This is a genomic window from Nocardia sp. X0981 (assembly GCF_977089955.1).
The window spans coordinates 3,390,281-3,415,930 of sequence record NZ_OZ372435.1 but is presented as its reverse complement, the minus strand read 5'-3'; the positions used below and the strand labels follow the sequence as shown (position 1 = coordinate 3,415,930).

Here is a 25,650-nt window from a genome sequence, read left to right as displayed (position 1 = left end):
AACCCGGTCCGCTCCCCGGGCGGCCGCGGCCCGTGTCCCACCTCGGCCCCGGCCCACCGCGATACGACGGTGGCGGGGAGCCTACGCTTCTTTCGATGACCCCACGGCCGGGGGCGGAGCATGCGGGCAGGGCCCGAAGGGAGAAGAAGCCAATGTTCAGGACACTGCTGGGCGCGCTCGGCACGAATACCGCCGAGGTGGAGACCGAACTGTTCACGCCCGGTGTCCAGCCCGGGCAGCCGGTGCAGGGGGTGATCCGGATGCGCTGTCACGAACGGCCGGCGCGGATCAAAGGGGTCGCGGTCGAATTGATCACCCGGGCCGAACGCGAATACGACGAAGGCGAGCAGATGGTGGATCTCGCCTTCGCGCAGCAACCGGTGTTCGGACCGTTCGAACTGCTGCCGGGGTATCCGCTGGAGGGTCGTTTCGAGCTGGTGACACCGTGGGAAACGCCGATCACCTTCTACAACGGGCGGCATCTGGCCGGGACCGCGGTGGCAGTACGCACCCGGGTCGATGTGGAGGGCGGATTCGACGCCGCGGATACCGATCCCATCGGGGTGGGCGCCCTGCCGGCGCAGCATGTACTGCTCGCGGCGGTGGAGGCCTGGGGTTTCGGGTTGCGGCACGCCGATGTGGAGGCCGGGCGGGTGGACCGGATCCCACACCGGCTGCCGTTCTTCCAGGAGATCGAATTCGGCCCCTCACCACGCTTTCCGGGCCTGAACCAGCTCGAGGTGACCTTCCTGGCCGATCCGCAGGGTATGTACGTGGTCCTCGAAGCCGATAAGCGCGCTCTGCTGTTCGCGCCCGGACGAGATGTCCTGGACGCGATACGGGTCGATTTCGCCACGTTCGAACAGGTGAACTGGGTCGAGGTCCTCGGACAGCGGCTGCATCTGCTCACTCGCTGACGAATACGCGAAAACCGCAGGTCGCAGCCCGTGCGAGCGGGTGGGGGGAAGGGATCGGCGCAGTGGATATCGCCAGCGCCGCCGGGCTGTGGTTAGCTTTCGTGCCATGAGCACGCCGCACATTGTTTCGCCCGCCGAGTACCTGCCTCGCGACACCGCGGATGTCGTTCGAACCGTGCGGAATTCACGGGATCGGTCCAGGCCGCTCACCGTACACGGTGGCGACCCCGCCACCGACGGCCTCACCCTGCCCGATCAGCAGACGGTTGTCTCGCTACGCCGGATGAACGCCATCGTCGACCTGAATCTGGGGCGCCGTACGGTTCGCGTGCAGGCAGGCGCGCGACTGTCCGATATCGACCGCCGGCTCACCGCGCACGGGCTCGGCCTACCGATCGTCGGCGACCACCGCGATATCACCGCCGGTGGTTTCGCCTCGGTCGGTGGAGTGAGTACCGCCTCGCACCGGTACGGTCTGTTCATCGACAGAATCGCCGATCTGGAATACGTCGACCCGGATGGCCGCATCGGCACCTGCGGTCGTACCCACCACACGGAGCGGTTCCACCGTATCCTCGGCGCGGGCGGTCGAGCGGGCATCATCACCGCGCTCACCCTCGACGCGGTCGAGGTCGACAAGGACCACACCTGGCTGTCCACCGATTCGCGGCGTTTCCTGGATTTCGACAGTTTCGTGGACTACGCCTACACCGAGGTGAGCCGGCCGCGCGACGCGGTGCTGCAGGTGGGGCGCTGGGTGGACACCGCCCCACTGAAGGTGGCCCGCCCGGTGGGCACGGGCCAGATGCAACTCGGTACGGTCCGTTTCGGCCAGTGGTCCAGCCTGTACCCCACCGCGCCGACCCGGTCGCTGCGGGCGCGGCGCGAGGTCGGCAGCCGGGCCCGCAAATCGCTGGGGGCCATCGCCTCGCATACCGGCGGTAAGGCCGGTATGCCGGTGCGTAATGCCGCCGCGGGCGCGGTCATGTTCACGCCCAAGGTGCTGACGTTGCGCGACGCGGAATACCTCGCGGATACGGTGATCAGCTCCTCCGAGCGCGGTCCGGCCTACCGGGTCGGCGTATTCGCCCCCCTGTGCAACTACACCTCGGTGTTCTATCGTCTGCACGACCTGTTCAGCGGTCACCGGGAGCGCACGGGCTGCTTCACGGTGATCTCCGCGATGACCTACGGGGTGCGTTCGGCCCATCTGCGGGCCGAAGCGGCGGCCCGGGATCTTCCCGCCGCCGACCACGGGCTGATCACCTTCACCTGCCGGTTGCGCCCGCAGGCGCTGCCTTCCGAACAGCTGCGCGATATCGTCACCGGTATCGACGAGATCTGCCGCTCGGAGAACAGCCTCCGCTACGAATCCGCCGCCTGATCCCGGCCTTGCCGATACGACGAAACCCCCGCCGTCCGGAAGGACGGCGGGGGTTTTCGCCGAATCGCCTGTTCTGTGCTGGAGCAGACCCGCTTCACAGCTGATCACCACCTGCGAGCCCCCCCCTCGGACCGCCCCCATCACACACCACCGCTCAGCACTGACGATATCGGAAACCACGCGGCACCCACGGTGCCCCACACATCTCCTCGACTTCGACCGGATCGCCCACCTCCATGGGTGGGGCCCCGCCCCGGGTCTGGAGCATCAGAGCGAAGGAGCGCAGCGACCGACCGAGCGGGAGCGAAGACCCGAGGTCCCCAGGGCCCCACCCCGCGCCGCCGGAGACGGCACCGAAATCAACGAAAAACCTCGCTGCCCGAAAGGACAGCGAGGTTTTTGCTGGGCGGCCCGGGCCGCTTCTCCGGATGCTCCTCGACTTCGACCGGATGGCCCACCTCCGTGGGTGGGGCCCGCCCCGGGTCTGCAGCGACAGAGCGAAGGAGCGCAGCGACTGAGCGGCGGAGTGAAGACCCGGGGTCCCGAGGGCCCCACCCCGCGCCGCCGGAGGCGGCGCCATGAACACAGACCCGGGGTCCCGAGGGCCCCGGCCCCGCGCCGCCGAAGGCGGCGCCATGAACACAGCTCAGTGCTTTTCGGGGCCCAGGTAGTACTCGAAGACCAGACCGCCCGCGGCCGCCAGGATCAGGATCACGCCGAGGCCGAACAACCACGGTTCGAAGAAGGCGAAACCGACGGCGGTCACCGAGGCCGCGCCGGCCAGGGTGATCGGCCAGAAGCTGCCCGGCGAGAAGAAGCCGAGGTCCCCGGCACCGTCCACGATCTCGGCGTCCTCGTAGTCCTCCGGACGCAGGTCCAGCCGGCGGGCCACGAAGCGGAAGTAGGTGCCGATGATCAGCGACAGCCCCGCCGTGAGCACGATCGCCGTGGTGCCGGCCCATTCGATACCGGTCCGCGACTGGGCGGTGAAGAAGCCGTAGACCACGCCCACGATGATGAAGAACACCGTGAGGAGTTCGAACAGCCGTGCTTCGATCCTCATCTCAGATCAGTCCTCACTTGCTCTCGGTGGTATCGGTCTTGACCGTGCGATCGGTCTCGAACGGCTTGGTCGAGGTGGCCACCGGCGATTCCCCGATGGATTCGAGCGCGGCGGCATTGGTCATACCCGATTCCCGCGCCTGGATGTAGCGCTGGAACTTCTCCGGGGAAACCGCCCGGACCTCGAAGTTCATCATCGAGTGGAAGGTGCCGCACATTTCCGCGCAGCGCCCCACGAAGGCGCCTTCCCGCTCGATCTCGCTGATCTGGAAGACGTTGTCGGAGTTGTTCTCCTTCGGGTTCGGCATCACGTCCCGTTTGAACAGGAATTCCGGAACCCAGAAGGCGTGGATGACGTCGGCGGCGGCGAGCTGGAACTCGATCACCTTGCCGGTGGGCAGGACCAGCACGGGAATCTCGGTGCTGGTACCGACGGTTTCGATCTTGTTGTAGTGCAGGTAGGACAGGATGTCGTTCTCCGGACGCCCGTGCACCGGCCCCGGCTGTTCGTGGCCGTGCTCGTCGACGCGCTCGGCGTACTCCTGCAACTGCTGCTGGTTCGCGCTCTCCCGGACGGTGTCGACACCGTCGTAGGTGAAACCGTTCTCCAGGTCGACGTTGCGGTAGCCGAATTTCCAGTTCCACTGGAACGCCGTGACGTCGACCACCACGTGCGGGTTCTCGACCTTCTCGTGCACGTAGTTCTGCACGACCACGGTGAAGTAGAACAGCACCGCGATGATCACGAACGGGATGGCGGTGTAGGTGAGCTCGAGCGGCACGTTGTAGCCGGTCTGCCGCGGGAACTCCGGCGAGTCCTTCTTCTTGCGGTGGAAGATGATGGTCCAGAAGGTCAGGCCCCACACCAGCACGCCCATGATGAGCGCGGCGACCACCGACCAGGTCCACAGTTCGCGCATCCGGGTGGCCTGCGGGGTGACACCCGAGGGCCAGCCGAACCGCAACCACACATTGTCGATCGAGCAGCCGGAGACGAGCATCGCGGTGATCCCGAGGGATACCGCGAGCCCCGCCCGCCGCAGGACACGACCCCGCTGCCGGGCAGGCCGTGCCCCGATCTCGTCGCTCGCCTTGTGCGCCACGCTCACGCCTTCCTGGTCGCCACACATTCCGACATCGCATCCGCGGCGCCGGGGATACGCCGCCGCGAATGCAGAAAACAGCTCTTTCCGGGCCGTCCGGGCGGCTCCGCGCACCACGCGGCACCACCCGGAACAGTCCGAGTACTACGCAGCGTAGACCAAACACGCGCCCGGTACGCCGTCGGGTCGGCTTCGACACTCCGTGCGGGGGTCGAGCGGCCGACCGGAGGTGTGGCGCACGCGGGAACGGGACGTGCGGCATACTCGGACACTAGATTTCACCCGCCGCGCCCGCTGCCCCGGCGCGGATCTCCGACCAGAGGAAACGAGGTTAGCGCCGCAGTGTGTGGACTGCTCGGATTTCTGACATCCGATACCGCAGCGCCGGAAACAGTGGAACGGGTGTACGACGCCCTGCACTGTGTGCGGCACCGGGGACCGGACGAGCGCGGTACCTGGCACGACGACCAGCTGATCTTCGGATTCAACCGGCTGTCGATCATCGATATCGAACATTCGCACCAGCCGCTGCGCTGGGGGCCGGCCGACGACCCGCAGCGCTACGCGCTCACCTTCAACGGTGAGATCTACAACTACCTCGAACTGCGGGAGGAACTGAGCCGCGAGCACGCGGGCGAGTTCGGTGACACCCCGATGTTCGCCACCGAGGGCGATAGCGAGGCCATCGTCGCGGCGTTCCACTACTGGGGCCCCGACGCGGTTCGGCGGTTGCGCGGTATGTTCGCGTTCGCGATCTGGGATACGCGCACCCGGGAGCTGTTCCTGGCCCGCGACCCCTTCGGCATCAAACCGTTGTTCCTGGCCACGGGGCCCGGCGGCACGGCGTTCGGCAGTGAGAAGAAGAGTCTGCTGGAGCTGCTGCCCGATCTCGGGCTCGACGAATCCCTCGACCACCGGGCACTCGAGCACTACACGGTGCTGCAGTACGTTCCGGAGCCGGAAACCCTGCACACCGGGATCCGCCGCCTGGAATCGGGTAGCTACGCGGTCGTGCGCCCGGGTGCGCAGCCGGAGATCACCAGGTATTTCGTGCCGGAGTTCCGGGTGCGCCCGTTCACCGCCGGCACCGAGCGGACCCGGTACGCGGAGATCGCCGCGGCGCTCGAGGATTCGGTCGCCAAACATATGCGCGCCGATGTGACCGTCGGTTCCTTCCTCTCCGGGGGTATCGATTCCACCGCCGTGGCGGCATTGGCCATGCGGCACAACCCGAAGCTCATCACCTTCACCACCGGTTTCGAGCGGGAGGGCTATTCGGAGGTGGATGTGGCGGCCGAGAGCGCCGCCGCGATCGGGGCCCGGCATATCGTCAAGGTGGTCTCCCCCGCCGAGTTCGCCGCGGCGATTCCGGAGATCGTCTGGTATCTGGACGACCCGGTGGCCGATCCCGCGCTGGTCCCGCTGTACTTCGTGGCCAAGGAGGCCCGTAAGCACGTCAAGGTGGTGCTCTCCGGTGAGGGAGCCGACGAGCTGTTCGGCGGCTACACCATCTATCGGGAGCCGCTCTCGCTGGCGCCGTTCGAGCGGCTGCCGAAGGCCGTCCGCGCGCTCGCGGGCAAGGTTTCGGACCTGATCCCGGAGGGCACCCGCGGTAAGAGCCTGCTGCACCGCGGTTCGCTCACCCTGGAGCAGCGCTACTACGGCAACGCCCGTAGTTTCAGCGATGCCCAGCTGCGCTCGGTGCTGCGCGAATTCCGCCCGGAGTGGACCCACCAGGACGTCACCGCCCCGGTCTACGCCCGTTCGGCCGGGTGGGACCCGGTGGCGCGGATGCAGCATCTGGACCTGTTCACCTGGTTGCGCGGCGATATCCTGGTCAAGGCCGACAAGATGACCATGGCGAATTCGCTGGAGCTGCGGGTGCCGTTCCTGGATTCCGAGGTGTTCCGGGTGGCCGAGCAGATCCCGCTGGAGCAGAAGATCACCAAGGAGACCACGAAGTACGCCCTGCGGCAGGCACTCGAGGGCATCGTGCCCGGGCATGTCCTGCACCGGGCGAAACTGGGCTTCCCGGTTCCGCTGCGTCACTGGCTGCGCGGTACCGAACTCTACGACTGGGCCCGGCAGCAGATCGCCGAATCGCAGACCGACCACCTGCTGGACAAGGCCGCCGTCGCGGCCCTGCTCGAGGCGCACCGGGCCGGGGACGCCGATCACAGCCGCCGGCTCTGGACCCTGCTGGTGTTCATGATCTGGCACGGGATCTTCGTGGAGGAACGCATCAAACCGGAGATCTCCGAACCCACCTACCCGGTGCAGGTCTAGCCGGGAGACGACGATGCCCCCGCTCACGGCCGATGAGCGGGGGCATCGAGGTGGACCGGGTCCGCGCCGCGGCGGCCCACGGGCTGTCCGGAGATCAGCGCAGCAGCGGTTCGATCTCGGCCGCCGCCTGCGGGCCGTAGGCCTCACCGAGCCGTTTGAGGGCGGCATCGGGGTCCAGGCTCCACTCCTGGGTGCCCACCGTTTCCAGCACCAGCACCGCGATCAGCGAACCCAGCTGCGCCGAACGTTCCAGGCCGAGTCCGGCGGTATGCCCGGTGAGGAAACCGGCGCGGAAGGCATCGCCGACACCGGTCGGGTCCACCTTGGCGTTCTCCGGTACGGCGCCGACCCGGATCTCGGTGCCGTCGGTATCGACGACCAGTACCCCGTCCTTGCCGAGTGTGGTGACCCGCACTCCCACGCGGGCGGCGATCTCCCCCTCGGTGAGGCCGGTCTTCTGCTTCAGCAGACCCCATTCGTATTCGTTCGTGAACAGGTAGGCCGAGCCCTCGATGAGCTGCACCGCCTGGTCACCGTCCAGCCGGGCCAGTTGCTGGGAGGGGTCGGCGGCGAACGGAACACCGAGTTCCCGGCATTCGGCGGTGTGCCGCAGCATGGCTTCGGGATCGTTCGCGCCGATGAGGACCAGGTCCAGGGTGCGTTCCTCGGCGAGGGCGGTCACCGAGATATCGCTGGCCTCGCTCATCGCACCGGGATAGAAGGAGGCGAGCTGGGCCATATCCTCGTCGGTGGTGCAGACGAAGCGCGCCGTATGCGCGGTGTCGGAGACCCGCACGGCGGAACAGTCCACACCGTGGGATTCCAGCCACTGCCGGTAGTCGTCGAAATCCCGGCCCACCGAACCGAGGAGCAGCGGCGCGCGGCCGAGCAGCCCCATGGCGTAGGCGATGTTGCCCCCGACGCCGCCGCGCCGGATCACCAGATCGTCGACGAGGAAGCTCAGCGAGACGTGCTCGAGCTGATCGGGCAGCAGCGCGTCGGCGAAACGGCCGGGAAACCGCATGAGATGGTCGGTCGCGATGGACGCGGATACAGCAATGGACACGTAGTGGGCCCCTTCGGAATCAGCGCGAACTGGAAAGTGAACGGGGCCTTGCCCCCGGTTCACCGTATCAACTCGCCGGGGCCACGACTATGCGTTGCGACCGGTGTCGTGACGATTCACCGTCACATCGTCTCGATACCGCAGGTGACCGGGCCGCGCACCAGTGCCGGCCCGGATCGCTCAGTTGAAGGAATCGCCGCAGGCGCAGGAGCCGGTGGCGTTGGGGTTGTCGATGGTGAACCCCTGCTTCTCGATGGTGTCGACGAAATCGATCGCCGCGCCCTGCACGTAGGGGGCGCTCATCCGGTCGACGGTCAGGGTGACGCCACCGAATTCGGCGGTCAGATCGCCGTCCAGGGTGCGATCGTCGAAGAAGAGCTGGTAGCGCAGGCCGGCGCAGCCGCCGGGCTGCACGGCGATCCGCAGCGCGAGGTCGTCCCGGCCCTCCTGATCGAGCAGCGCCTTGGCTTTACCCGCGGCCGCGTCGGTCAGCGTGACACCGTGGGTGGTGGCGGTCTCGTTCTGCACAGTCATGAACTCTCCTATGGACAGCGTGGTCGGTCCGTGAACAGCGCACGGTTCAGGGTGGATCAACACCCTCGGACGGGCTGCTATTCCCCTATCTTGCCATCTTCGCCCCCATGGCCACACCATCGTGACGTTCCTCCCCGGAATCGGGGACGGACCGAAGTGAACAATGCCGCCCCGCGACCGCCGAGTGACCGGGCCCACCCGGTCACCGCCCCGCTCACGCACCGGTCACCCGACCGATTAGCCTGGTTACCGTGAAGTTCTTCCGACGCGGTGAGTCCAGCGGCACCGATGTGCCCGCCGACGGTTCGCGGGCCACGACCGCCACCGCGAGCGCTCCCGAAACCGGTGCGACCCTGGCCAAGGCCGCACCGACAGCGGGTAAGGGCAGGCCCACCCCCAGCCGCCGGGAGGCCGAGGGCCGCCGTCGCGGGCCCGTCGCACCGCCGCCCATGACCAGGAAAGAAGCCCGCGCGCGCCGTAAGGAGGCCCGCGGCTCCAAGGAGGAACGCAAGGCGGCCGCCGCCGAGCGGCGCGCCGCCGCCCAGGACCGGCGCGCCCGGATGCTGGCCGGCGAGGACAAGTACCTGTTGCCCCGCGATCAGGGGCCGGTGCGGGCGTATGTCCGCGATATCGTCGATGCCCGCCGCAATCTGGTGGGGCTGTTCATGCCGATGGCGCTGCTGCTGATCCTGTCGATGTTCGCCGCGCCCGCGTGGCAATCGATCATCACGCTCGCCATGCTGGTCATGATGGTGTTCATGATCGCCGAGGGTTTCCTGCTGGGCCGCGTCGTGAACCGCCGGGTCCGGGAGCGTTTCCCGAAATCCACCGATACCGGTTTCCGGCTGGGCTGGTACGCGTTCGTCCGCGCTTCGCAGATGCGCAAGATGCGCGCACCCAAACCGCGGCTCGGCCCCGGCGACCCGGTCTGACCCCGGGTGCCGGAATCCGATACCCGGGTGCCCGCGCCCGTGCCGGCCGGAACCGGTCGGCGCACCCTGGTTCTCGGTGGCGCGCGGTCCGGTAAATCGGCCTTCGCCGAATCGCTGGTCAGCGGATCCGTCCGCTATCTCGCCACCGCGATCCCCGATCCCGCGGATACCGATTTCGCGGCTCGTATCGCCGCGCACCGGGCGCGGCGCCCGGCCTGCTGGACAGTGGTGGACGGCGCCGATCCGGCGACGCTGTTGTCCGAGGCCCACCCCGGACCCACCCTGGTCGACGATATCGGCACCTGGCTCACCGCCCGGCTGGACGCCCGCGCGGCCTGGGATGCCCCGCGCGGCACGATCGCCCCGGAGACCGAGGCCCTGGTGGACGCCGTCGCGCGGTACCCTGACCGGCTCGTGGTGGTGACCCCGGAGGTCGGCCTCGGGGTGATCCCCGCGACCCGTTCCGGCCGGTTGTTCCGCGATGAGATCGGCGCCCTCAATCAACGCCTGGCCCAGGTCTGCGACGAAGCGTTCTTCATCGTGGCCGGGCTGCCGCTGCGCCTGAAGTGAGCCGGACGCCCACCGCGCCGTTAGCGCGGCGTGCGCCCGGTTCCCTGTCACAGGGCGATGGTGGAATCGACCCGTGCAGACGACCATGCAGCGCGCCGACATCTGGGCGGCGATCCACCGGGAACGGGCCGTTCTGGCCGACGAACTCGCCGCGTTGACCACGCCGCAGTGGGCGGTTCGCTCACTGTGCGGGCAGTGGACGGTCGAGGAGGTACTCGCCCATCTCACCGCGGCCGCGAGCACCGGGCGCTGGCGCTGGATCCGCAGTATGCTCGGCGCCCGCTTCGACCCGGATCTGCACAATCGACGACGCATGCTGGAATATCGTGGCGCGGACCCGGCCGAAACCCTCGCGCGGTTCCGCGCCGCCGTGCCGAGCACGACGGCCCCCTCCGGGCACACCGCGGCCTGGCTCGGTGAGGTCGTGGTGCACGGGATGGATATCCGCCGGCCGCTCGGACTTTCCCGGACCCCGTCGGTCGATGCGGTGACCGAGGTCGCCCGGTTCTTCGCCCGGCACGATTTCACCGTATCCGGTCGTACCGCGTCCGCGGGGCTGCGCCTCACGGCCACCGACGGCCCTTTCGATATCGGTTCCGGCCCCCAGGTGCGCGGTAGCACCCTCGCTCTGGTGATGGCCATGGCGGGCCGGGCCGAATACTGCGGTGAACTCACCGGCGCCGGAGTGGCGACGCTGCGCGAACGAACGGCGCGCTGACAGCGGCCGCTCGGCTCGCGGTGGCACCGGCCGGGTGCCTCCCGGCGCGACTCCGCCCGGCGGGCAATATTGTCCGGAGGACGGCGGTGCGCCGCGGCCTCGGGGACGGCCCGCCGTACCCGGCCCGGCGCACCGCCGCGACAGCACCCGATCGGAAGGCTCGAACAGTGACCCAGGGATTCGCACCCGTGGCCCCGCCGGATGCCGGCGTACGCGCGGCGGCCGAGCAGCGGCAGGCGTCGCTGACCAAACCTCCCGGGTCGCTGGGGCGACTGGAGGAATTGGGGATCTGGGTGGCCGCCTGCCAGGGGGTCTGCCCGCCGGTGCAGTTCGAGCGGGCCCGGGTCGTGGTGTTCGCCGGGGACCACGGGGTGGCACGGCACGGGGTGTCGGCGTACCCGAGCGAGGTGACCGCGCAGATGGTCGCCAATTTCCGGGCGGGTGGGGCGGCGGTCAACGCGCTGGCCGGTATCGCGGACGCCACCGTACGAATCGTGGACATCGCGGTGGACGCGCAGACCGATGCGGCTGTCGCCACGCACAAGGTGCGCCGGTCCAGCGGTGCCATCGATCGGGAGGACGCCCTCACCGGCGAGGAGGTCGCCGCCGCGCTCGCGGCGGGCCGGGCCATCGCCGACGAGGAGATCGATGCGGGTGCCGATCTGCTGATCGCCGGGGATATGGGCATCGGCAATACCACCCCCGCCACGGCACTGATCGCCACTCTCACCGGGCTCGAACCGGTCCGGGCCGTCGGACGCGGCACGGGAATCGACGATCAGGGCTGGATGCGCAAGGTCGCCGCCGTCCGGGACGCCATGTGGCGGGCCCGTCCGGTGGCGCGGGAGGGGATCGAACTGCTGCGGGTGGCCGGTGGCGCCGATATCGCCGCGATGACCGGTTTCCTCGCCCAGGCGGCGGCCCGGCGTACCCCCGTCCTGCTCGACGGGGTGATCGTGACCGCCGCGGCACTGGTCGCCGAGGATCTGGCGGCGGGCGCGTCGGCCTGGTGGGTGGCCGCGCACCGCTCCACCGAGCCCGCGCATCGCGAAGCCCTGACGAAACTGAAGCTCACCCCGGTCCTCGACCTGGATATGCGGCTCGGCGAGGGGTCGGGGGCCCTGGTCGCCCTGCCCGTGTTGCGCTCGGCCGTGGCCGTGCTCGCCGAGATGGCGACCTTCACCGATGCCGGGGTCAGCACCGCGGTCACCGCACCGGCACCCGCGATCGATCCGCGGAAATGACCGGCGCGGGTGCCACGGGCCGGCTGTCGTGCTGACGCTACGTCTCACGTTCTCCTGGCTCACCGTGCTGCCGGTGCGGGGGCCGGACGAGATCGACCGGCGGGCCGCGGCTCGCGCGATAACGTTCGCGCCGGTCGCCGGTACGGCGCTCGGGCTTGCCGCGGCGGCGGTGCTGTGGGTGGCGCAACCCGCCGGTGCCGCGGCCGGTTTCGCCGCGGTCGCGGTGCTGGCGCTGCTCACTCGGGGTATGCATCTGGACGGGCTGGCCGACACGTTCGACGGGCTCGGTGTCTACGGTCCTCCCGAACGGGCGCGGGAGGTCATGAAGGGCGGTGGCGCCGGACCGTTCGGGGTGGCGGCGATCGTCTCGGCGATCGCGATCCAGGCCACCGCGTTCACCACACTGGCCGGCTCCGGCCATTTCTTCGCGGTGGTCCTGGCGGTGGCGCTGGGCCGGGTCGCGGTGGTGGCCGCCTGCCGGCGCGGTAGCGAGGCGGCGCCCGGTACCCGGTTCGGGCTCCTGGTCGCCGGCACCCAGTCACGCGCGGCGGTCGGCGGGTGGGCGCTGGCGGGGATCGCGGCGGCCGTGTTCGCGGTACCGGCACTCGGCTGGGCCGGGCCGCTCGTCACCGTCCTCGCGCTGTCGGCCGCCGTCCGGGTGGCCGACCACGCCCGCCGGCGCACGGGTGGACTCTCCGGTGATCTGCTCGGCGCGGCCGTGGAAATCACCACGGCGCTGGCCGGGCTGGGTTTCGCGGCCGCCGCCGGGTCTGTCTGAGCCACCACGGGAAGGCCGATTCGCGGCGGCCCGGCCTCACTATTGCGAACGCACCGCCACACCGCGCCGGTGCTCCCCATAAGGTGGGAGTATGTCAGCCGAGCGTCTCTACTTCCGTCAACTGCTGGCCGGCCGGGATTTCGCCGTGGGCGATCCGATCGCCACGCAGATGCGCAATTTCGCCTATCTGATCGGCGACCGGGACACCGGTGAATGCGTTGTCGTGGACCCCGCCTACGCGGCCGGTGATCTGGCCGCCGTCGCCGAGAACGACGGCCTGAAACTGTCCGGGGTACTGGTCACCCACCATCATCCCGACCATATCGGCGGCACCATGCTCGGTTTCACCCTGCGCGGCGTCAAGGAGCTGCTCGAGCAGACCACCGTCCCCGTGCACGTCAACGACGAGGAGAAATCCTGGGTCGCCAATGTCACCGGTATCGCCCCCGGCGAGCTCACCGGCCATTCGCACGGCGACAAGCTGAGCGTCGGCGCCTTCGATATCGAATTCCTGCATACCCCGGGGCACACCCCCGGCAGCCAGTGCTTCCTCGTCGAGGGCAAGCTCATCGCCGGCGACACCCTGTTCATCGACGGCTGCGGCCGCACCGATTTCCCGGGCGGCGATTCCGAGGCCATGTTCCGGAGCCTGCGCTCGCTGGCGGATATGCCGATCAATCCGGAGGTCTACCCCGGACACTGGTATTCCGCCGACCCACACGCCCCCCTGGACACCATTCGCGATACCAACTACGTGCTGCGCCCGCGGTCACTGGCCGAATGGCACGCCCTGATGCCGGGCTGATTCCGGCCCGGGTACCGAGCCACCCCGCTCGGTACCCCGGTCATCGACGGCCGGTCAGAGCACCTGCATCCACTGGTGGACATCGGCGAAGGTACCGCGCTGGATACCGGTGAGGGTGTCCCGCAGGGCCATGGTGACCTCACCCGGTTCGCCACCACCGATCACGAATTCCCCGTCCGGACCGGATACCGAGCCGACCGGGGTGATCACGGCAGCGGTACCGCAGGCGAAAACCTCGGTGATCTCGCCGGATTCCGCGCCGGCCCGCCATTCCTCGACCGAGATCTTGCGTTCGGTCACCGGGTAGCCGGAATCAGTGGCCAGGGTCAGCAGCGAATCCCGGGTGATACCGGGCAGCAGCGACCCGGACAGTTCCGGGGTCACCAGCCGGGCGTCCGCACCCGAGCCGTAGACGAAGAACAGGTTGTTGGTGCCCATCTCCTCCACGTACCGGCGTTCGCACGCGTCCAGCCACACCACCTGATCGCACCCCTTGGCGGTGGCCTCCGCCTGCGCCAGCAGCGAGGCCGCGTAGTTACCGGCGACCTTGGCCTCTCCGGTGCCACCGGGCGCCGCGCGCACGTACTCGGTGGACAACCACACCCGCACCGGTTTCACGCCGCGAGGGAAGTAGGCCCCGGCCGGGGAGGCCAGCAGCAGGTACTTGTACGCGGACGCGGGCTTCACACCCAGCCCGGCTTCGGTGGCGAACATGAACGGCCGCAGGTACAGCGATTCCTCCCCACCGGCCGCGGGGACCCAGGCCGCGTCGACATCGAGTAGTTGACGCACCGATTCGATGAACAGTTCCTCGGGCAGTTCGGCCATGGCCAACCGCCGCGCGGACCTGCGGAAGCGGGCGGCGTTCGCGTCGATCCGGAAACACGCGACCCGCCCGTCGGGCTGCCGGTAGGCCTTGAGCCCTTCGAAGATGGCCTGACCGTAGTGGAACACCATGGTCGCCGGGTCCAGCGTGAGCGAACCGTACGGTGCGACGGCCGCGTTGGTCCAACCGTCCGCCTCGGTGTAGTCGATGGTGACCATATGGTCGGTGAAGAAGCGGCCGAACCCGGGCGCCGCCAGGATCTCCTGTACCCGCTGCGCCGGGGTGGGCGCAGGATGAGGGATACGGGCGAACTGTGCAGCAGCGGTCATGACCAGCAGTCTATGTCCTGGGTCCGCGTCGCAGCCGCGGTGGTCCGGTGCGGCACCTGTCTCCGGCCCGGCACACCGGGGGCGAATCAGCTGGTACGCGCGGGCACGAACGGCGGCCGCACCACCCGGCAGCGCAGCGGACGACCCCGCACGTCCACCTCCACTTCGGCGCCCGGGGACAGCGCCGGGTCCAGGAGCGCCAGCGCGATTCCGAGCTGCCGGGTGGGCGAGAACGTACCGGAGGTGGTCACGCCGACCTGCCGGCCGTCGTGCCGGACGAGCTGACCCTCGCGGGGAATACCGCGTTCCAGCGCCTCGAGGCCGAGCAGGGTCCGCCGTGCCCCGGCCGACCGTTCCGCCTCCAGCGCCGCCTTCCCCCAGAAACCGTCCTTGGCCCAGCCCACGGCCCAGGAGACCCGCGCCTGCACCGGGGTGATCTCGCGGGACAGCTCGTGCCCGTGCAGCGGGTATCCCATCTCGGTCCGCAAGGTATCGCGCGCCCCGAGCCCGGCGAGCGCGCCACCCGCCGACCGGACCTGCTCGACCAGTGCCCGGAACAGCGGTTCGGCCCCGGCCCACCGGGGCAGCAGTTCGTAACCGTGTTCGCCGGTGTAGCCGGTCCGGCACACCCGCACGGGTTGTCCGGCCCATTCGGTGTCCACGAACGCCATATACGACAGATCCGCCGGAAGACCCAGGCCGGCGAGCACCTGCGCCGAGCGCGGCCCCTGTACGGCGAACACCCCGTATTCGCGGTGTTCGCCGGTGACCGTGATCGCCGGGGGCGCGGCCGCCGCCAGGGCCGAGACCACGGCGGCGGTATTGGCCGCGTTGGGCACCAGGAAGATCTCGTCGTCGCGCACGAAGTAGGCGATGAGGTCGTCGATCACCCCGCCGTCGGCGGTGCAGCACAGGGTGTACTGCGCCTTGCCCGGACCGATCCGCCCGAGATCGTTGGTCAGCGCGGAGTTCACGAATTCCGCCGCCCCGGCGCCGCGCACCGTGGCCTTCCCGAGATGGCTCACGTCGAACAGGCCCACCGTTTCCCGGACCGCGGTGTGCTCGGCGACCGTGCCGGTGTAGGAAACCGGCATCTCCCAGCCGCCGAACGGCGCGAATTTCGCACCGAGTTCGACGTGCGCGGTGTGGACAGGGCCCTGCTGCAGCTCGGCGTCACTCACCCGGCGAGCTTATCGCCGTGTTCCCGGAGCCGGTTCCGTCCCGCGCCGGGCGGGCGTCCGGGGACCGATCGTCGTCGCGCGGGCCCTCGGCGGACCGGGCCGCGAACCACATGGGCACGAGCGTCGGGCCGTCCTCCGGCAGGGTGTGGGTTTCCCCGGTGCGGACGAATCCCTGCCGGGTGTAGAGCCGCGCCGACCGTGCGGTGCTCGCCTCCAGGAACGCCGGGATCCCGGCGGCCGCCAGCTCCCGGGTCCGGGCGGTGAGTACGGCCGCGCCGGCGCCGCGCCCGCGATATTCCGGCACGGTGACGATCAGCTCGAGGTAACTGTGCGGGAACGTCCGGGGGTGTACGCGGGTCAGCAGCTCGGTCACGTACGCCGAGCGTTGTAGTGGGCGCACCGTGGGGGCGCGTTCGGCGTGTTCCCGGGCGGTCGCCGCCTCGGCGAACAGCCGCTCGGGTGAGGTCAGGTGCTGCCACACCGAGACCGCCCAGATCTCGCTGCCCGCTCCGGCCACCCAGATCTCGTCGTGGCGCAGGGCGCGGTCGGCGATCTCGGGAACCCAGATATCGAGGAACTGATCCGCCGGGTATCCGCGCATGATCCATTCGGTGACCGCTTCATCGGGGGTCGCCGCCCGCAGAGCTTCGATCAGTGGCTCCCGATCCGCCGGACCGGCCCGCCGCACAGTCGGTTCCGTACCCATCTCCGCTGCCTCCTGTGAATGACGTTATTGTTCGCGAACTTAGGCCTGTAACCACTCGATCACCACTATTTCGTCACGGTATTTCGTGTGATGAAATATGGCCCGTGACAGCGTGTGCGGTATGCCGTGAAGAACTCTGTCAACCGGCCCGCGGCCGCCGCCGGCGTTACTGTTCGCGGTCCTGCCAGGCCCGCGCCTACCGGGCCCGGCGGCGGGCACCGGCCGGTCCGGGCCGCCCGCGCCCGCACCGGCTCTCCGCGGTGGCGATCACCCGCGCCGCGATCGCGCTCGCCGATAACGGCGGACTGGAGGCACTCACCATGCGCCGGCTGGCCGGGGAACTCGGCGTGGCCACCGCGGCCCTCTACCGGTATTTCGGCGACCGCGAGGAACTCCTCGCCGCGATGACCGAGCTGGTATTGGCCGAAACCCCGCCCCCACCGCCGGACCTGCCCGGCTGGCGAGCCCGGATGCGGTACGAAGCGGAACAGGAATGGCAGCTCTACCGGCGGCATCCGTGGCTGCTGCCGGTGCTGGCGCGGATCCGGCCGCCCCTCGGTCCGGGCCTTTTCGACACCGTGGAACGCCCCCTCGCCGCCCTCACCGAACTGAACCTGTCGCGCGCGGAGCTGATATCGGCCTATCTGGGTTATTCGGCCCTGGTGCAGGGCCTGGCGCTGCTGTGGACCTCCGAGCGGCTGGACCGGATCGGCGCCGCGGAGTTCACCGCGGGCGCCCCGGCCGAACTACCCGAACTCCTCGATCCCGCCACCTATCCCACCCTGCACCGCCTGTTCGACCCACGGGTGGCCCCGCCCGAACTCGATTTCGCGGTCCTGCTCGGCGACGCGGTGGACATGCTGCTGGAAGGCGTCGCCCTCCGGTATGCCACCGGTACCGAATAGCCTGGGCACATGACCGCAGTCGCAGATCGTCCTCTCGGACCGGAATTGGCACGTACCCTGACCATCGAGCCCGATACCGATGTACTCGTCGTCGGCCTGGCCACCACCGACGAGGGGCCCGTTCTCCTTCCCGAGGATCTCTTCGGCGATGTGCTCGGCGCCGAGCCGCGCGCCCGGTTGCTCGAACAGCTGACCGCGGTGGGCGCCACAGGCAAGGCGGAACAGCTGGTGCGCATTCCGGCGCCGGCCGGCCTGGACGAGGTCGCCAGCGTGCTCGCCGTCGGGCTCGGCACTGCCGCGGACGTGGACGCCGAGCAGATCCGCCGCAGCGCTGGTGCCGCCGCCCGCGCGCTCACCGGGGTGGAACGCGCCGCCACCACACTGTCCGGCCTGGATATCGGTGCCGCCGCGGAGGGTTTCTACCTCGGCGCCTACACGTTCACGCCGTTCCGTTCGGCGAAATCCGCGCCGAAACCCGATGCCGGCCCGCTGGCCCGGGTCGAACTCCTGGTCCCGGAACCGGATTTCGGCGGCGACGCGCTGCTACACGCCCAGCTGACCGCCGAAGCCGTGGCCACCGCCCGTGATTTCGTGAACACCCCGCCGAGCCACCTCTACCCCGCCGAATTCGCCCGGCGCGCGCAGGTGCTGGCCGAAGGCGCGGGGCTCGAGGTCGAGGTGCTCGACGAAAAAGCCCTGGAAGCCGGAGGTTACGGCGGTGTACTGGGCGTCGGCAAGGGTTCGTCGCGGCCGCCGCGGCTGGTCCGGCTCACCTACCGGGGCGGTGAGAAGAAGGTCGCGCTGGTCGGTAAGGGCATCACCTTCGACACCGGCGGTATCTCCATCAAACCGGCCGCGAACATGGAGAACATGACCTCGGATATGGCCGGAGCCGCGGCCGTCGTGGCCACGACCCTGCTCGCCGCCCGGCTGAGCCTGGGGATCACGGTCACCGCGACGGTGCCGATGGCCGAGAACATGCCCTCGGCCACCGCGCAGCGGCCGGGTGATGTACTCACCCAGTACGGCGGTACCACCATCGAGGTCACCAATACCGATGCCGAGGGCCGGCTCATCCTGGCCGACGCCATGGTCCGCGCCGGGGAGGACGAGCCGGATTACCTGATCGATGTCGCCACCCTCACCGGGGCGCAGATGGTCGCCCTCGGTACCCGCACCCCGGGAGTGATGGGCACCGACGAATTCCGCGACCGGGTCGCCCGGATCTCGCGGGAGGTCGGCGAGCACGGCTGGCCCATGCCGCTGCCCGCGGAACTACGTGCCGATCTCGACTCCAAGGTCGCCGATATGGTCAACGCCACCTCCCACCGCTGGGGCGGCATGCTGGTGGCCGGAACATATTTGAAGGAGTTCGTGCCGGAGGGTGTGCAGTGGGCGCATATCGATATCGCCGGGCCGGCCTACAACACCGGCGGACCGTTCGGCTACATCGGTAAGGGCGGCACCGGGGTGCCGGTCCGCACGCTCATCGCGGTGCTGGAGGACATCGCCGCGGAGTAGCGCGATCGCAGGATCCGGCACGGCGGCGGATCCGCCCGGCCGGGGTGCGGTCGTCCGATGCGGGCGATCGCATCCCGGCGGGACCGGGATCGCTGTTCGCCGAGCTCTCGTTCCAGGTCCCGTCCGCGTTCGATCCGCCGGCGCGCGTCGTCATCACGCATCCGCTGGGGATATCCCGTCCGGCTCACGTCGTACACGGGGATCCGCGGCTCCCGGCCGAGTCGGCGGGCGCCGCGTTCGCCCACGACACGCCGGGTCCACTCACCGTCCGCCGCCACCAGCACCATAGTGACATCGGTCACAATGGTCTGCGGTTCGACGAAACCTTCGACGCCGGTACGGGCGCGCACCCATTCGGCCGGATAGCGGGCCTCGGCAGCGCCGGTGCGCGTAATGCTCCTGCGCGCGGCCGTGCCGCGACGGAAACGATCCAGCAAACCCACCGCCGCCGACCTCCTGCTCGCCGTTCGAATACCGCCGCATCCGGCGGTGATTCCATAGTGCCCGCCGCCGGAATGGGAAGCCCTCCGGTGAACGCGCGCGACGGAGAATGCAAGGATGGTGGCCGGAACAACAACCACACAGATCTCCGGCGCCGCGCAGAATGAACGCCGGCTGGAACACCCTCGCGACCCGCGACGGGATCCACCGGAACGAACTGTTGTAGACCCGTCGAGCAGTTAGAGGAGTCAACGGACATGGCCTTCTCCGTCCAGATGCCCGCTCTTGGTGAGAGCGTCACCGAGGGAACGGTGACACGGTGGCTGAAGCAGGAAGGAGACACGGTCGAGGTCGACGAGCCGCTGCTCGAGGTCTCCACCGACAAGGTCGACACCGAGATCCCGTCCCCCGCGGCGGGTGTGTTGACGAAGATCGTCGCGCAGGAAGACGATATCGTCGAGGTGGGTGGCGAACTGGGCGTCATCGGTGACGCCGGTGAGGCCCCCGCTTCCGAACCGGAGCAGCAGCCGGCCGCCACCGAGCCCACGGCCGCCCCCGCCGAGGAGGAGCAGCCCGCTCCGGAGCCCGAGCCCGCCCCGGCCGCTTCGTCCGGCGCCGCGTCCCCGGCCTCCGGCACCCCGGTGAAGATGCCGGAACTGGGCGAATCCGTGACCGAGGGCACCGTCACCCGGTGGCTGAAGGCGATCGGCGACGAGGTCGCGGTCGACGAGCCGCTGCTCGAGGTCTCCACCGACAAGGTCGACACCGAGATCCCCTCCCCGGTGGCCGGCACCCTGCTGGAGATCACCGCGCAGGAAGACGATGTGGTGGAGGTCGGCGGTCAGCTCGGTGTGATCGGTTCCGGTGCTCCCGCCGCCCAGGCACCCGCCCCCGAACCGGCTCCCGCCCCTGCCCCCGAACCGGCTCCCGCGCCGGCTCCGAAGCCGGAACCCGCGGCCGCCGCGCCGGCGCCCGAACCGGCTCCGGCTCCGAAGCCCGCGCCGGCTCCCGCGCCCGCCCAGGCCCCGGCTCCCGCGCAGCCCTCCGCCAACGGCGCCACTCCGTACGTCACTCCGCTGGTGCGCAAACTGGCCGAGGAGAACGGCGTGGATCTGTCCACCGTCACCGGGTCGGGCGTGGGTGGCCGCATCCGTAAGCAGGATGTCCTGGCTGCCGCCGAAGCCAAGAAGGCACCCGCCGCCGCGGCCCCGGCGGCCGCCGCGCCGACCGCACCCGCGGCCAAGGCCCCGTCCGCGCCGGCCCCCAGCCCGGCCCTGGCCGCGCTGCGCGGCACCACGCAGAAGGCCAACCGGATCCGGCAGATCACCGCCACCAAGACCCTGGAGTCGCTGCAGACCACCGCGCAGCTCACCCAGGTGCACGAGGCCGATGTCACCCGGATCGCCGCGCTGCGCAAACAGGCCAAGGCCGATTTCGCCAAGCGCGAGGGTGTGAACCTGACCTTCCTGCCGTTCTTCGCCAAGGCCGTGGTGGAGGCGCTCGGGGTGCACCCGAACGTCAACGCCAGCTACGACGCGAACAGCAAGGAGATCACCTACCACGCCTCGGTGCATCTCGGTATCGCCGTGGACACCGAACAGGGCCTGCTGTCGCCGGTGATCCACAATGCCAGCGATCTGTCGCTGGCCGGGCTGGCCCGCGCCATCGCCGATATCGCCCACCGGGCCCGCACCGGTGGCCTGAAGCCGGACGAGCTGGCCGGTGGCACCTTCACCATCACCAATATCGGTAGCCAGGGCGCGCTCTTCGACACCCCGATCCTGGTGCCGCCGCAGGCGGCGATGCTCGGGACCGGTGCCATCGTCAAGCGTCCGACCGTGGTCACCGACGAGACCGGTAGCGAATCCATCGGCGTGCGCTCGATGTGCTACCTGCCGCTCACCTACGATCACCGCCTCATCGACGGCGCGGACGCGGGACGGTTCCTGACGACCATCCGGCACCGTCTCGAAGAGGCGGCGTTCGAGGCCGACCTGGGCCTGTAAGGGGTCGCGACGATGTCGGTGGTGGTGGCCGGTTCGTCCGGATTGATCGGTACTGCTCTCGTCGCGGCGCTGCGCCGGGACGGCGAGCAGGTGATCCGTCTCGTCCGGCGGCCGGCCGCCGCGCCCGACGAACGCCGCTGGGACCCCGCGCGCGCCGAACTCGACCCCGCGATCCTCGACGGCGTGGACGCCGTGGTGAATCTGTGCGGGGCCGGGATCGGCGACAAACGCTGGACCGGCGCGTACAAGCAGGAACTCCGTGACAGCCGGCTCACCCCCACCGATGTGCTGGCCACCGCCGTGGCCCGGGCCGGGGTGCCCACGCTGGTCAATGCCAGCGGAATCCACTACTACGGCGATACCGGCGACCGGGCGGTCGACGAGACCGGCCCCCCGGGTACCGGTTTCCTGCCGACCCTGTGCCGGGATTGGGAGGCCGCGACGGGGCCCGCCGTCGCGGCCGGCACCCGCACCGTACTGCTGCGCAGCGGTGTGGTGCTGGCCGGCAGCGGGGGAATGCTGCCCCAGCTGAAACCGCTGTTCCTGCTGGGTCTCGGTGGCCGGCTCGGCAACGGCCGCCAGTATCAGCCGTGGATCTCGCTCGACGATGTGATCGGCGCGATCCGGCACGCGCTCACCGTCACCGCGGTGCGGGGCCCGCTCAATGCCGTGGGCCCCGCCCCGGTGACCAACGCCGCGTTCACCCGTGCGCTGGGTAAGGCCCTGCACCGGCCCACCCCCCTGCTGGTTCCGCGTATCGCCCTGCGCGTCGCGGTCGGCGAATTCGCCGAGGAGGCGATCCTGCACGGCCCCCGCGCCCTGCCCGGTGTCCTGGAGGAGACCGGATACGAGTTCCGGCATCCGACCGTGGGCGCGGCGCTCGCCGCCGCGGTGAACCGATGACCGGTATCAGCGCCGCCGTGGTCCGGGACGCGCGAACCGGCGATCTCCCCGCGATCCTGGAGATCCACAACCGGGCCATCGCCGAGACCACCGCCATCTGGGACGACGAACCGGTCGGGCTCGACGAGCGCATCGCCTGGTTCCGCAATCGCACCGAACACCACCGCCCCGTACTGGTGGCCGAGGTCGACGGCGAACTCGCCGGCTACGCGAGTTACGGTCCGTGGCGGCCCAAATCCGGCTACCGGCACACCGCCGAGAACTCCATCTATATCGCCGATCGCTTCCAGCGCCGCGGTATCGGCGCCGCGCTGCTGGGCGAACTGATCGCCCGCGCCGAACGGGCCGGCGATATCCACGCTCTGATCGCGGTGATCGAATCCAGCAATACCGCCTCCATCGCCCTGCACGAACGGTTCGGTTTCCGCACCGTCGGGATACTGCCGGAGGTGGGCCGCAAATTCGGCCGCTGGATGGATCTGACGCTGATGCAGCTCACACTGGGAATGAGCGTAACGTCGTGATGGTGAACAACACCCGCACCGCAACCCGGTCGGCTCGTTACGACAGCACCCCCGTCGACGTGCGCGATCTGGGCCTCATCGATTACCAGCAGGCGTGGGACCTCCAACGCGATCTGGCCGCCCGGCGCGCCGAGGGCGCGGGCGCCGATACCCTGCTGCTGCTGGAACACCCTTCCGTCTATACCGCCGGCCGCCGCACCGAGGAGGCCGACCGGCCGACCGACGGCAGCCCGGTCATCGACGTGGACCGCGGCGGAAAGATCACCTGGCACGGACCCGGTCAGCTGGTGGGTTATCCCATCATCCGGCTCGCCGAACCGATCGATGTGGTCGATTACGTCCGGCGTCTCGAACAGGCCATCATCCACACGGTCACCGATCTCGGGGTCGAATGCGGGCGGGTGCCCGGCCGGTCCGGGGTATGGCTGGCCGCGTCGGGTTCACTGCCGGAACGCAAGATCGCCTCGATCGGGATCCGGGTGCAGCGCGGGGTCACCCTGCACGGGATCTCGCTGAACTGCGACCCCGATCTCGGCGCTTTCGGCGCCATCATCCCCTGCGGTATCCGAGATGTCGGCTCCACCAGCTTGAGCCGGGAACTCGGCCGCGTGGTGACTGTCGCCGAGGTCCGGCCGTCGATCGCGAAGCACATCCTCGCCGCACTCGACGGTGAACTCCCGGTCACCGAGCACGATATTCCGCACGCCGGCACCCCGGGCGTCGCGGACCACGCCGCCGCCACCGCGGCACGCGAACCGAAAGGTCCCCTCGTATGACCTCCGCCCAAGCTCCCGCCGGCCGTAAACTCCTGCGGATCGAGGCCCGTAACGCCGAGACCCCGATCGAACGCAAACCCGGCTGGATCCGCACCCGCGCCACCATGGGTCCCGAGTACACCGAGCTCAAGGGCCTGGTGAAGCGGGAGGGTCTGCACACCGTCTGCGAGGAGGCGGGTTGTCCCAATATCTTCGAATGCTGGGAGGATCGCGAGGCCACCTTCCTCATCGGCGGCGAACAGTGCACCCGGCGGTGCGATTTCTGCCAGATCGATACCGGTAAACCGTCCCCGCTGGACCGGGACGAACCGCGCCGGGTCGCCGAGAGCGTGCAGGCGATGGGATTGCGCTACTCCACCATCACCGGTGTGGCCCGCGACGATCTGGCCGACGGCGGCGCCTGGCTGTACGCCGAAACCGTGCGCGCCATCAAGAAACTCAACCCGAACACCGGTGTCGAACTACTCATCCCGGATTTCAACGCGAAACCGGATCAGCTCGCCGAGGTCTTCTCCTCCCGGCCGGAGGTGCTGGCGCACAACCTGGAGACGGTGCCCCGGGTGTTCAAGCGGATCCGCCCGGCCTTCCGCTACGAGCGGTCTCTCGAGGTGCTCACCGCGGCTCGCGCCGACGGCCTGGTCACCAAGTCCAATCTGATCCTGGGTATGGGCGAGACCCCCGAGGAGGTCACGCAGGCGATGCGCGATCTGCACGAGGCGGGCTGCGATATCCTCACCATCACCCAGTATCTGCGTCCGTCGCCGCGGCATCATCCGGTGGACCGCTGGGTGAAACCCGAGGAGTTCGTGGAGCATTCGAAGGCCGCCGAAGAGATCGGTTTCGCCGGTGTGATGGCGGGCCCGCTGGTCCGTTCCTCCTATCGGGCCGGTCGCCTCTACGCCCAGGCCATGGCGCATCACGGCCGTACCGTCCCGGAAGCCATGGCGCATCTCGCCGACGAGGGTACCGCCTCCCAGGAGGCCAGCGCCGTCCTGGAACGGTTCGGCAACCGCGTCTGAGCCCCTCGCCCGTACCGCCCGGGGAGACCGGGCGATACGGGAGAATCCGGGCCGATACGTCTCCGGTCGCGATCACGCCCGGCCGGTACTACCGCACCGATACGCGGGTGGCGGGCGTCAACGGAGTTCGAGTGCTTCGACGGCCGTGCGCGCGGCGGCGGCGACCAGGGCGTTGTCCGGTTCGGCATCCTGCTCGGATCGGGCGGTGAGCACCGCGATGACGAGCGGGGCCCGACCCGGCGGCCAGGCGACGGCGACGTCGAGGGCGCAACCGTAGGCGGGTGTCCCGGTCTTGTGGCCCACGGTCCAGTCGGCGGGCAGCCCGGCCCGGATACGATCGGCGCCGGTGGCGACGGCAACAAGCCACGAGCTCAGTTGCGCGCGTTCGGGTTCGGCAAGCGCATCGCCGACCACGAGTGCGCGGTAGTCGGCCGCCAGCGCCGCGGGTGTGGTGGTATCGCGCTCGTCGCCGGGGATCGCGGTGTTCAGCTCGGTTTCCCAGCGGTCCAGCCGGGAGGTGTCGTCACCGAGGGTGCGCAGGAACGCGGTGAAACCCGCGGGGCCGCCGAGAAGTTTCAGAAGCTGATTGCCGGCGGTGTTGTCGGACACCGTGATGGCGGCCTCGCAGAGGGCGGCGACCGTCATCCCGGTATCGACATGCTTTTCGGTCACCGGCGAGTACTCGACGAGATCGGCGCGCGAATAGTGGATCACCCGGTCGAAGAACCCGGTCGACAGTGGGTGCCGGCGCAGCAGCGCACCGCAGGCGAGACCCTTGAATGTGGAAGCCATGGGGAATCGCTCCCCGTCGCGGTAGGAAACGCTACGGCCGCTGGCGGTGTCGACCGCGAAGACGCCCAGCCGCGCCCCGTGTTGTACTTCCAGATCGGCGAACGGCTGCGCCGTGGCGGCTTCGGAAGTGGTACCGGCCGGGGTTGTCACGGCCGTGGTCTCGGTGGGGGCATCGCACGCTGTGGCAACGGAGAGCGCGGAAACCGCCAGTACGGCGGCGGCGAGTCGGCGGCGGTCGAAGGAGACGATCTCGACGATGGCGGAGAATTTCACCGCCTCAGCACATCATCGCTTCCGCCGACGAGGCCAATACACAGCTCCC

At 69.6% G+C, this 25,650-nt stretch carries 24 protein-coding genes and 1 pseudogene; 16 read left to right on the top strand and 9 right to left on the bottom strand.

Going from position 1 to position 25,650, the window contains the following annotated elements; all coding sequences use genetic code 11:
- Positions 1 to 152 precede the first annotated feature (152 nt).
- Both ACYR7D_RS15195 and ACYR7D_RS15190 read left to right on the top strand, forming a co-directional pair.
- Positions 153 to 917, top strand: a complete 765-nt coding sequence (locus tag ACYR7D_RS15195; protein ID WP_459545234.1) for a sporulation protein — start codon at positions 153 to 155, stop codon at positions 915 to 917.
- Positions 918 to 1,023: 106 nt separating this feature from the next.
- The gene (locus tag ACYR7D_RS15190) at positions 1,024 to 2,301 is read left to right on the top strand and encodes an FAD-binding oxidoreductase (RefSeq protein WP_459545233.1); all 1,278 of its coding nucleotides are present in this window, start codon (positions 1,024 to 1,026) and stop codon (positions 2,299 to 2,301) included.
- A gap of 646 nt (positions 2,302 to 2,947) precedes the next feature.
- On the opposite strand, the gene ACYR7D_RS15185 is transcribed toward ACYR7D_RS15190, so the two are convergent.
- Together ACYR7D_RS15185 and ctaC are read right to left on the bottom strand one after the other, a co-directional pair.
- Positions 2,948 to 3,364: a cytochrome c oxidase subunit 4 gene (locus ACYR7D_RS15185; protein ID WP_459545232.1), complete on the bottom strand. Its 417-nt coding sequence runs from the start codon at positions 3,362 to 3,364 to the stop codon at positions 2,948 to 2,950.
- Positions 3,365 to 3,377: 13 nt separating this feature from the next.
- Complete coding sequence (gene ctaC, locus ACYR7D_RS15180; protein WP_459550165.1) at positions 3,378 to 4,364, bottom strand: aa3-type cytochrome oxidase subunit II; 987 nt, start codon at positions 4,362 to 4,364, stop codon at positions 3,378 to 3,380.
- A 444-nt stretch (positions 4,365 to 4,808) separates the two neighbouring features.
- Here ctaC and asnB point away from each other — a divergent pair, with 444 nt between their 5' ends.
- Complete coding sequence (gene asnB, locus ACYR7D_RS15175) at positions 4,809 to 6,752, top strand: asparagine synthase (glutamine-hydrolyzing) (protein ID WP_459545231.1); 1,944 nt, start codon at positions 4,809 to 4,811, stop codon at positions 6,750 to 6,752.
- A 94-nt stretch (positions 6,753 to 6,846) separates the two neighbouring features.
- Here asnB and ACYR7D_RS15170 read toward each other — a convergent pair whose 3' ends face one another.
- Positions 6,847 to 7,818: a carbohydrate kinase family protein gene (locus ACYR7D_RS15170; protein ID WP_459545230.1), complete on the bottom strand. Its 972-nt coding sequence runs from the start codon at positions 7,816 to 7,818 to the stop codon at positions 6,847 to 6,849.
- Between the two features lie 180 nt (positions 7,819 to 7,998).
- Complete coding sequence (locus ACYR7D_RS15165; RefSeq protein WP_459545229.1) at positions 7,999 to 8,352, bottom strand: iron-sulfur cluster assembly accessory protein; 354 nt, start codon at positions 8,350 to 8,352, stop codon at positions 7,999 to 8,001.
- Positions 8,353 to 8,603: 251 nt separating this feature from the next.
- Here ACYR7D_RS15165 and ACYR7D_RS15160 point away from each other — a divergent pair, with 251 nt between their 5' ends.
- The 6 genes from ACYR7D_RS15160 to ACYR7D_RS15135 all read left to right on the top strand — a co-directional run bounded on the left by ACYR7D_RS15160 (position 8,604) and on the right by ACYR7D_RS15135 (position 13,399).
- Complete coding sequence (locus ACYR7D_RS15160) at positions 8,604 to 9,284, top strand: DUF3043 domain-containing protein (protein WP_459545228.1); 681 nt, start codon at positions 8,604 to 8,606, stop codon at positions 9,282 to 9,284.
- Positions 9,285 to 9,311: 27 nt separating this feature from the next.
- Positions 9,312 to 9,854, top strand: coding sequence for a bifunctional adenosylcobinamide kinase/adenosylcobinamide-phosphate guanylyltransferase (locus tag ACYR7D_RS15155; protein WP_459545227.1), 543 nt, complete (start codon positions 9,312 to 9,314; stop codon positions 9,852 to 9,854).
- A 73-nt stretch (positions 9,855 to 9,927) separates the two neighbouring features.
- Positions 9,928 to 10,572 carry a maleylpyruvate isomerase family mycothiol-dependent enzyme gene (locus tag ACYR7D_RS15150; RefSeq protein ID WP_459545226.1) on the top strand — a complete coding sequence of 215 codons (645 nt, stop codon included), beginning with the start codon at positions 9,928 to 9,930 and terminating at the stop codon, positions 10,570 to 10,572.
- A 167-nt stretch (positions 10,573 to 10,739) separates the two neighbouring features.
- Positions 10,740 to 11,816 carry a nicotinate-nucleotide--dimethylbenzimidazole phosphoribosyltransferase gene (gene cobT, locus ACYR7D_RS15145; protein WP_459545225.1) on the top strand — a complete coding sequence of 359 codons (1,077 nt, stop codon included), beginning with the start codon at positions 10,740 to 10,742 and terminating at the stop codon, positions 11,814 to 11,816.
- Between the two features lie 28 nt (positions 11,817 to 11,844).
- Positions 11,845 to 12,594 carry an adenosylcobinamide-GDP ribazoletransferase gene (locus ACYR7D_RS15140; protein WP_459545224.1) on the top strand — a complete coding sequence of 250 codons (750 nt, stop codon included), beginning with the start codon at positions 11,845 to 11,847 and terminating at the stop codon, positions 12,592 to 12,594.
- Between the two features lie 91 nt (positions 12,595 to 12,685).
- The gene (locus ACYR7D_RS15135) at positions 12,686 to 13,399 is read left to right on the top strand and encodes an MBL fold metallo-hydrolase (protein ID WP_459545223.1); all 714 of its coding nucleotides are present in this window, start codon (positions 12,686 to 12,688) and stop codon (positions 13,397 to 13,399) included.
- A gap of 54 nt (positions 13,400 to 13,453) precedes the next feature.
- On the opposite strand, the gene ACYR7D_RS15130 is transcribed toward ACYR7D_RS15135, so the two are convergent.
- The 3 genes from ACYR7D_RS15130 to ACYR7D_RS15120 all read right to left on the bottom strand — a co-directional run bounded on the left by ACYR7D_RS15130 (position 13,454) and on the right by ACYR7D_RS15120 (position 16,441).
- Positions 13,454 to 14,554, bottom strand: coding sequence for a branched-chain amino acid aminotransferase (locus ACYR7D_RS15130; protein ID WP_459545222.1), 1,101 nt, complete (start codon positions 14,552 to 14,554; stop codon positions 13,454 to 13,456).
- An 86-nt stretch (positions 14,555 to 14,640) separates the two neighbouring features.
- Positions 14,641 to 15,735, bottom strand: coding sequence for a glycine cleavage system aminomethyltransferase GcvT (gene gcvT / locus ACYR7D_RS15125; RefSeq protein WP_459545221.1), 1,095 nt, complete (start codon positions 15,733 to 15,735; stop codon positions 14,641 to 14,643).
- Positions 15,728 to 16,441 (bottom strand): GNAT family N-acetyltransferase, encoded by a 714-nt coding sequence (locus ACYR7D_RS15120; RefSeq protein ID WP_459545220.1) that lies wholly within the window; start codon positions 16,439 to 16,441, stop codon positions 15,728 to 15,730. Before ACYR7D_RS15120 ends, gcvT begins: the two co-directional genes overlap by 8 nt.
- Before the next feature lie 260 nt (positions 16,442 to 16,701).
- On the opposite strand from ACYR7D_RS15120, the gene ACYR7D_RS15115 reads away from it, so the two are divergent.
- Together ACYR7D_RS15115 and ACYR7D_RS15110 are read left to right on the top strand one after the other, a co-directional pair.
- Positions 16,702 to 17,346: a TetR/AcrR family transcriptional regulator gene (locus ACYR7D_RS15115; RefSeq protein WP_459545219.1), complete on the top strand. Its 645-nt coding sequence runs from the start codon at positions 16,702 to 16,704 to the stop codon at positions 17,344 to 17,346.
- Between the two features lie 9 nt (positions 17,347 to 17,355).
- The gene (locus ACYR7D_RS15110) at positions 17,356 to 18,867 is read left to right on the top strand and encodes a leucyl aminopeptidase (protein ID WP_459545218.1); all 1,512 of its coding nucleotides are present in this window, start codon (positions 17,356 to 17,358) and stop codon (positions 18,865 to 18,867) included.
- A gap of 101 nt (positions 18,868 to 18,968) precedes the next feature.
- Here ACYR7D_RS15110 and ACYR7D_RS15105 read toward each other — a convergent pair.
- Positions 18,969 to 19,262, bottom strand: a pseudogene (locus ACYR7D_RS15105) (oxidoreductase); the annotation flags it as partial.
- Positions 19,263 to 19,565: 303 nt separating this feature from the next.
- Between ACYR7D_RS15105 and sucB the strand changes: the two are divergent.
- The 5 genes from sucB to lipA are packed head-to-tail and all read left to right on the top strand — an operon-like array spanning position 19,566 to position 24,536.
- Positions 19,566 to 21,314: a 2-oxoglutarate dehydrogenase, E2 component, dihydrolipoamide succinyltransferase gene (gene sucB / locus ACYR7D_RS15100; protein ID WP_459545217.1), complete on the top strand. Its 1,749-nt coding sequence runs from the start codon at positions 19,566 to 19,568 to the stop codon at positions 21,312 to 21,314.
- A gap of 12 nt (positions 21,315 to 21,326) precedes the next feature.
- Positions 21,327 to 22,217, top strand: coding sequence for a TIGR01777 family oxidoreductase (locus tag ACYR7D_RS15095; protein WP_459545216.1), 891 nt, complete (start codon positions 21,327 to 21,329; stop codon positions 22,215 to 22,217).
- Positions 22,214 to 22,741 (top strand): N-acetyltransferase family protein, encoded by a 528-nt coding sequence (locus ACYR7D_RS15090; protein ID WP_459545215.1) that lies wholly within the window; start codon positions 22,214 to 22,216, stop codon positions 22,739 to 22,741. Before ACYR7D_RS15095 ends, ACYR7D_RS15090 begins: the two co-directional genes overlap by 4 nt.
- Positions 22,741 to 23,517, top strand: a complete 777-nt coding sequence (gene lipB / locus ACYR7D_RS15085; RefSeq protein WP_459550164.1) for a lipoyl(octanoyl) transferase LipB — start codon at positions 22,741 to 22,743, stop codon at positions 23,515 to 23,517. The genes ACYR7D_RS15090 and lipB overlap by 1 nt, the downstream gene beginning before the upstream one ends.
- On the top strand, positions 23,514 to 24,536 hold the full coding sequence (lipA, locus tag ACYR7D_RS15080; RefSeq protein ID WP_459545214.1) for a lipoyl synthase: 1,023 nt from the start codon (positions 23,514 to 23,516) through the stop codon (positions 24,534 to 24,536). The genes lipB and lipA overlap by 4 nt, the downstream gene beginning before the upstream one ends.
- A gap of 117 nt (positions 24,537 to 24,653) precedes the next feature.
- Here lipA and bla read toward each other — a convergent pair whose 3' ends face one another.
- On the bottom strand, positions 24,654 to 25,577 hold the full coding sequence (bla, locus tag ACYR7D_RS15075; RefSeq protein WP_459550163.1) for a class A beta-lactamase: 924 nt from the start codon (positions 25,575 to 25,577) through the stop codon (positions 24,654 to 24,656).
- Positions 25,578 to 25,650 lie beyond the last annotated feature (73 nt).

Excerpts from the sequence above, each read along its gene's own strand:
- ACYR7D_RS15195 (WP_459545234.1), top strand. The coding sequence starts at position 153 with ATGTTCAGGACACTGCTGGGCGCGCTCGGCACGAATACCGCCGAGGTG.
- ACYR7D_RS15190 (WP_459545233.1), top strand. The coding sequence starts at position 1,024 with ATGAGCACGCCGCACATTGTTTCGCCCGCCGAGTACCTGCCTCGCGAC.
- ACYR7D_RS15185 (WP_459545232.1), bottom strand. The coding sequence starts at position 3,364 with ATGAGGATCGAAGCACGGCTGTTCGAACTCCTCACGGTGTTCTTCATC.
- ctaC (WP_459550165.1), bottom strand. The coding sequence starts at position 4,364 with ATGCTCGTCTCCGGCTGCTCGATCGACAATGTGTGGTTGCGGTTCGGC.
- ACYR7D_RS15165 (WP_459545229.1), bottom strand. The coding sequence starts at position 8,352 with ATGACTGTGCAGAACGAGACCGCCACCACCCACGGTGTCACGCTGACC.
- ACYR7D_RS15135 (WP_459545223.1), top strand. The coding sequence starts at position 12,686 with ATGTCAGCCGAGCGTCTCTACTTCCGTCAACTGCTGGCCGGCCGGGAT.
- ACYR7D_RS15130 (WP_459545222.1), bottom strand. The coding sequence starts at position 14,554 with ATGACCGCTGCTGCACAGTTCGCCCGTATCCCTCATCCTGCGCCCACC.
- ACYR7D_RS15120 (WP_459545220.1), bottom strand. The coding sequence starts at position 16,441 with ATGGGTACGGAACCGACTGTGCGGCGGGCCGGTCCGGCGGATCGGGAG.
- ACYR7D_RS15110 (WP_459545218.1), top strand. The coding sequence starts at position 17,356 with ATGACCGCAGTCGCAGATCGTCCTCTCGGACCGGAATTGGCACGTACC.
- sucB (WP_459545217.1), top strand. The coding sequence starts at position 19,566 with ATGGCCTTCTCCGTCCAGATGCCCGCTCTTGGTGAGAGCGTCACCGAG.
- ACYR7D_RS15095 (WP_459545216.1), top strand. The coding sequence starts at position 21,327 with ATGTCGGTGGTGGTGGCCGGTTCGTCCGGATTGATCGGTACTGCTCTC.
- ACYR7D_RS15090 (WP_459545215.1), top strand. The coding sequence starts at position 22,214 with ATGACCGGTATCAGCGCCGCCGTGGTCCGGGACGCGCGAACCGGCGAT.
- lipB (WP_459550164.1), top strand. The coding sequence starts at position 22,741 with ATGGTGAACAACACCCGCACCGCAACCCGGTCGGCTCGTTACGACAGC.
- lipA (WP_459545214.1), top strand. The coding sequence starts at position 23,514 with ATGACCTCCGCCCAAGCTCCCGCCGGCCGTAAACTCCTGCGGATCGAG.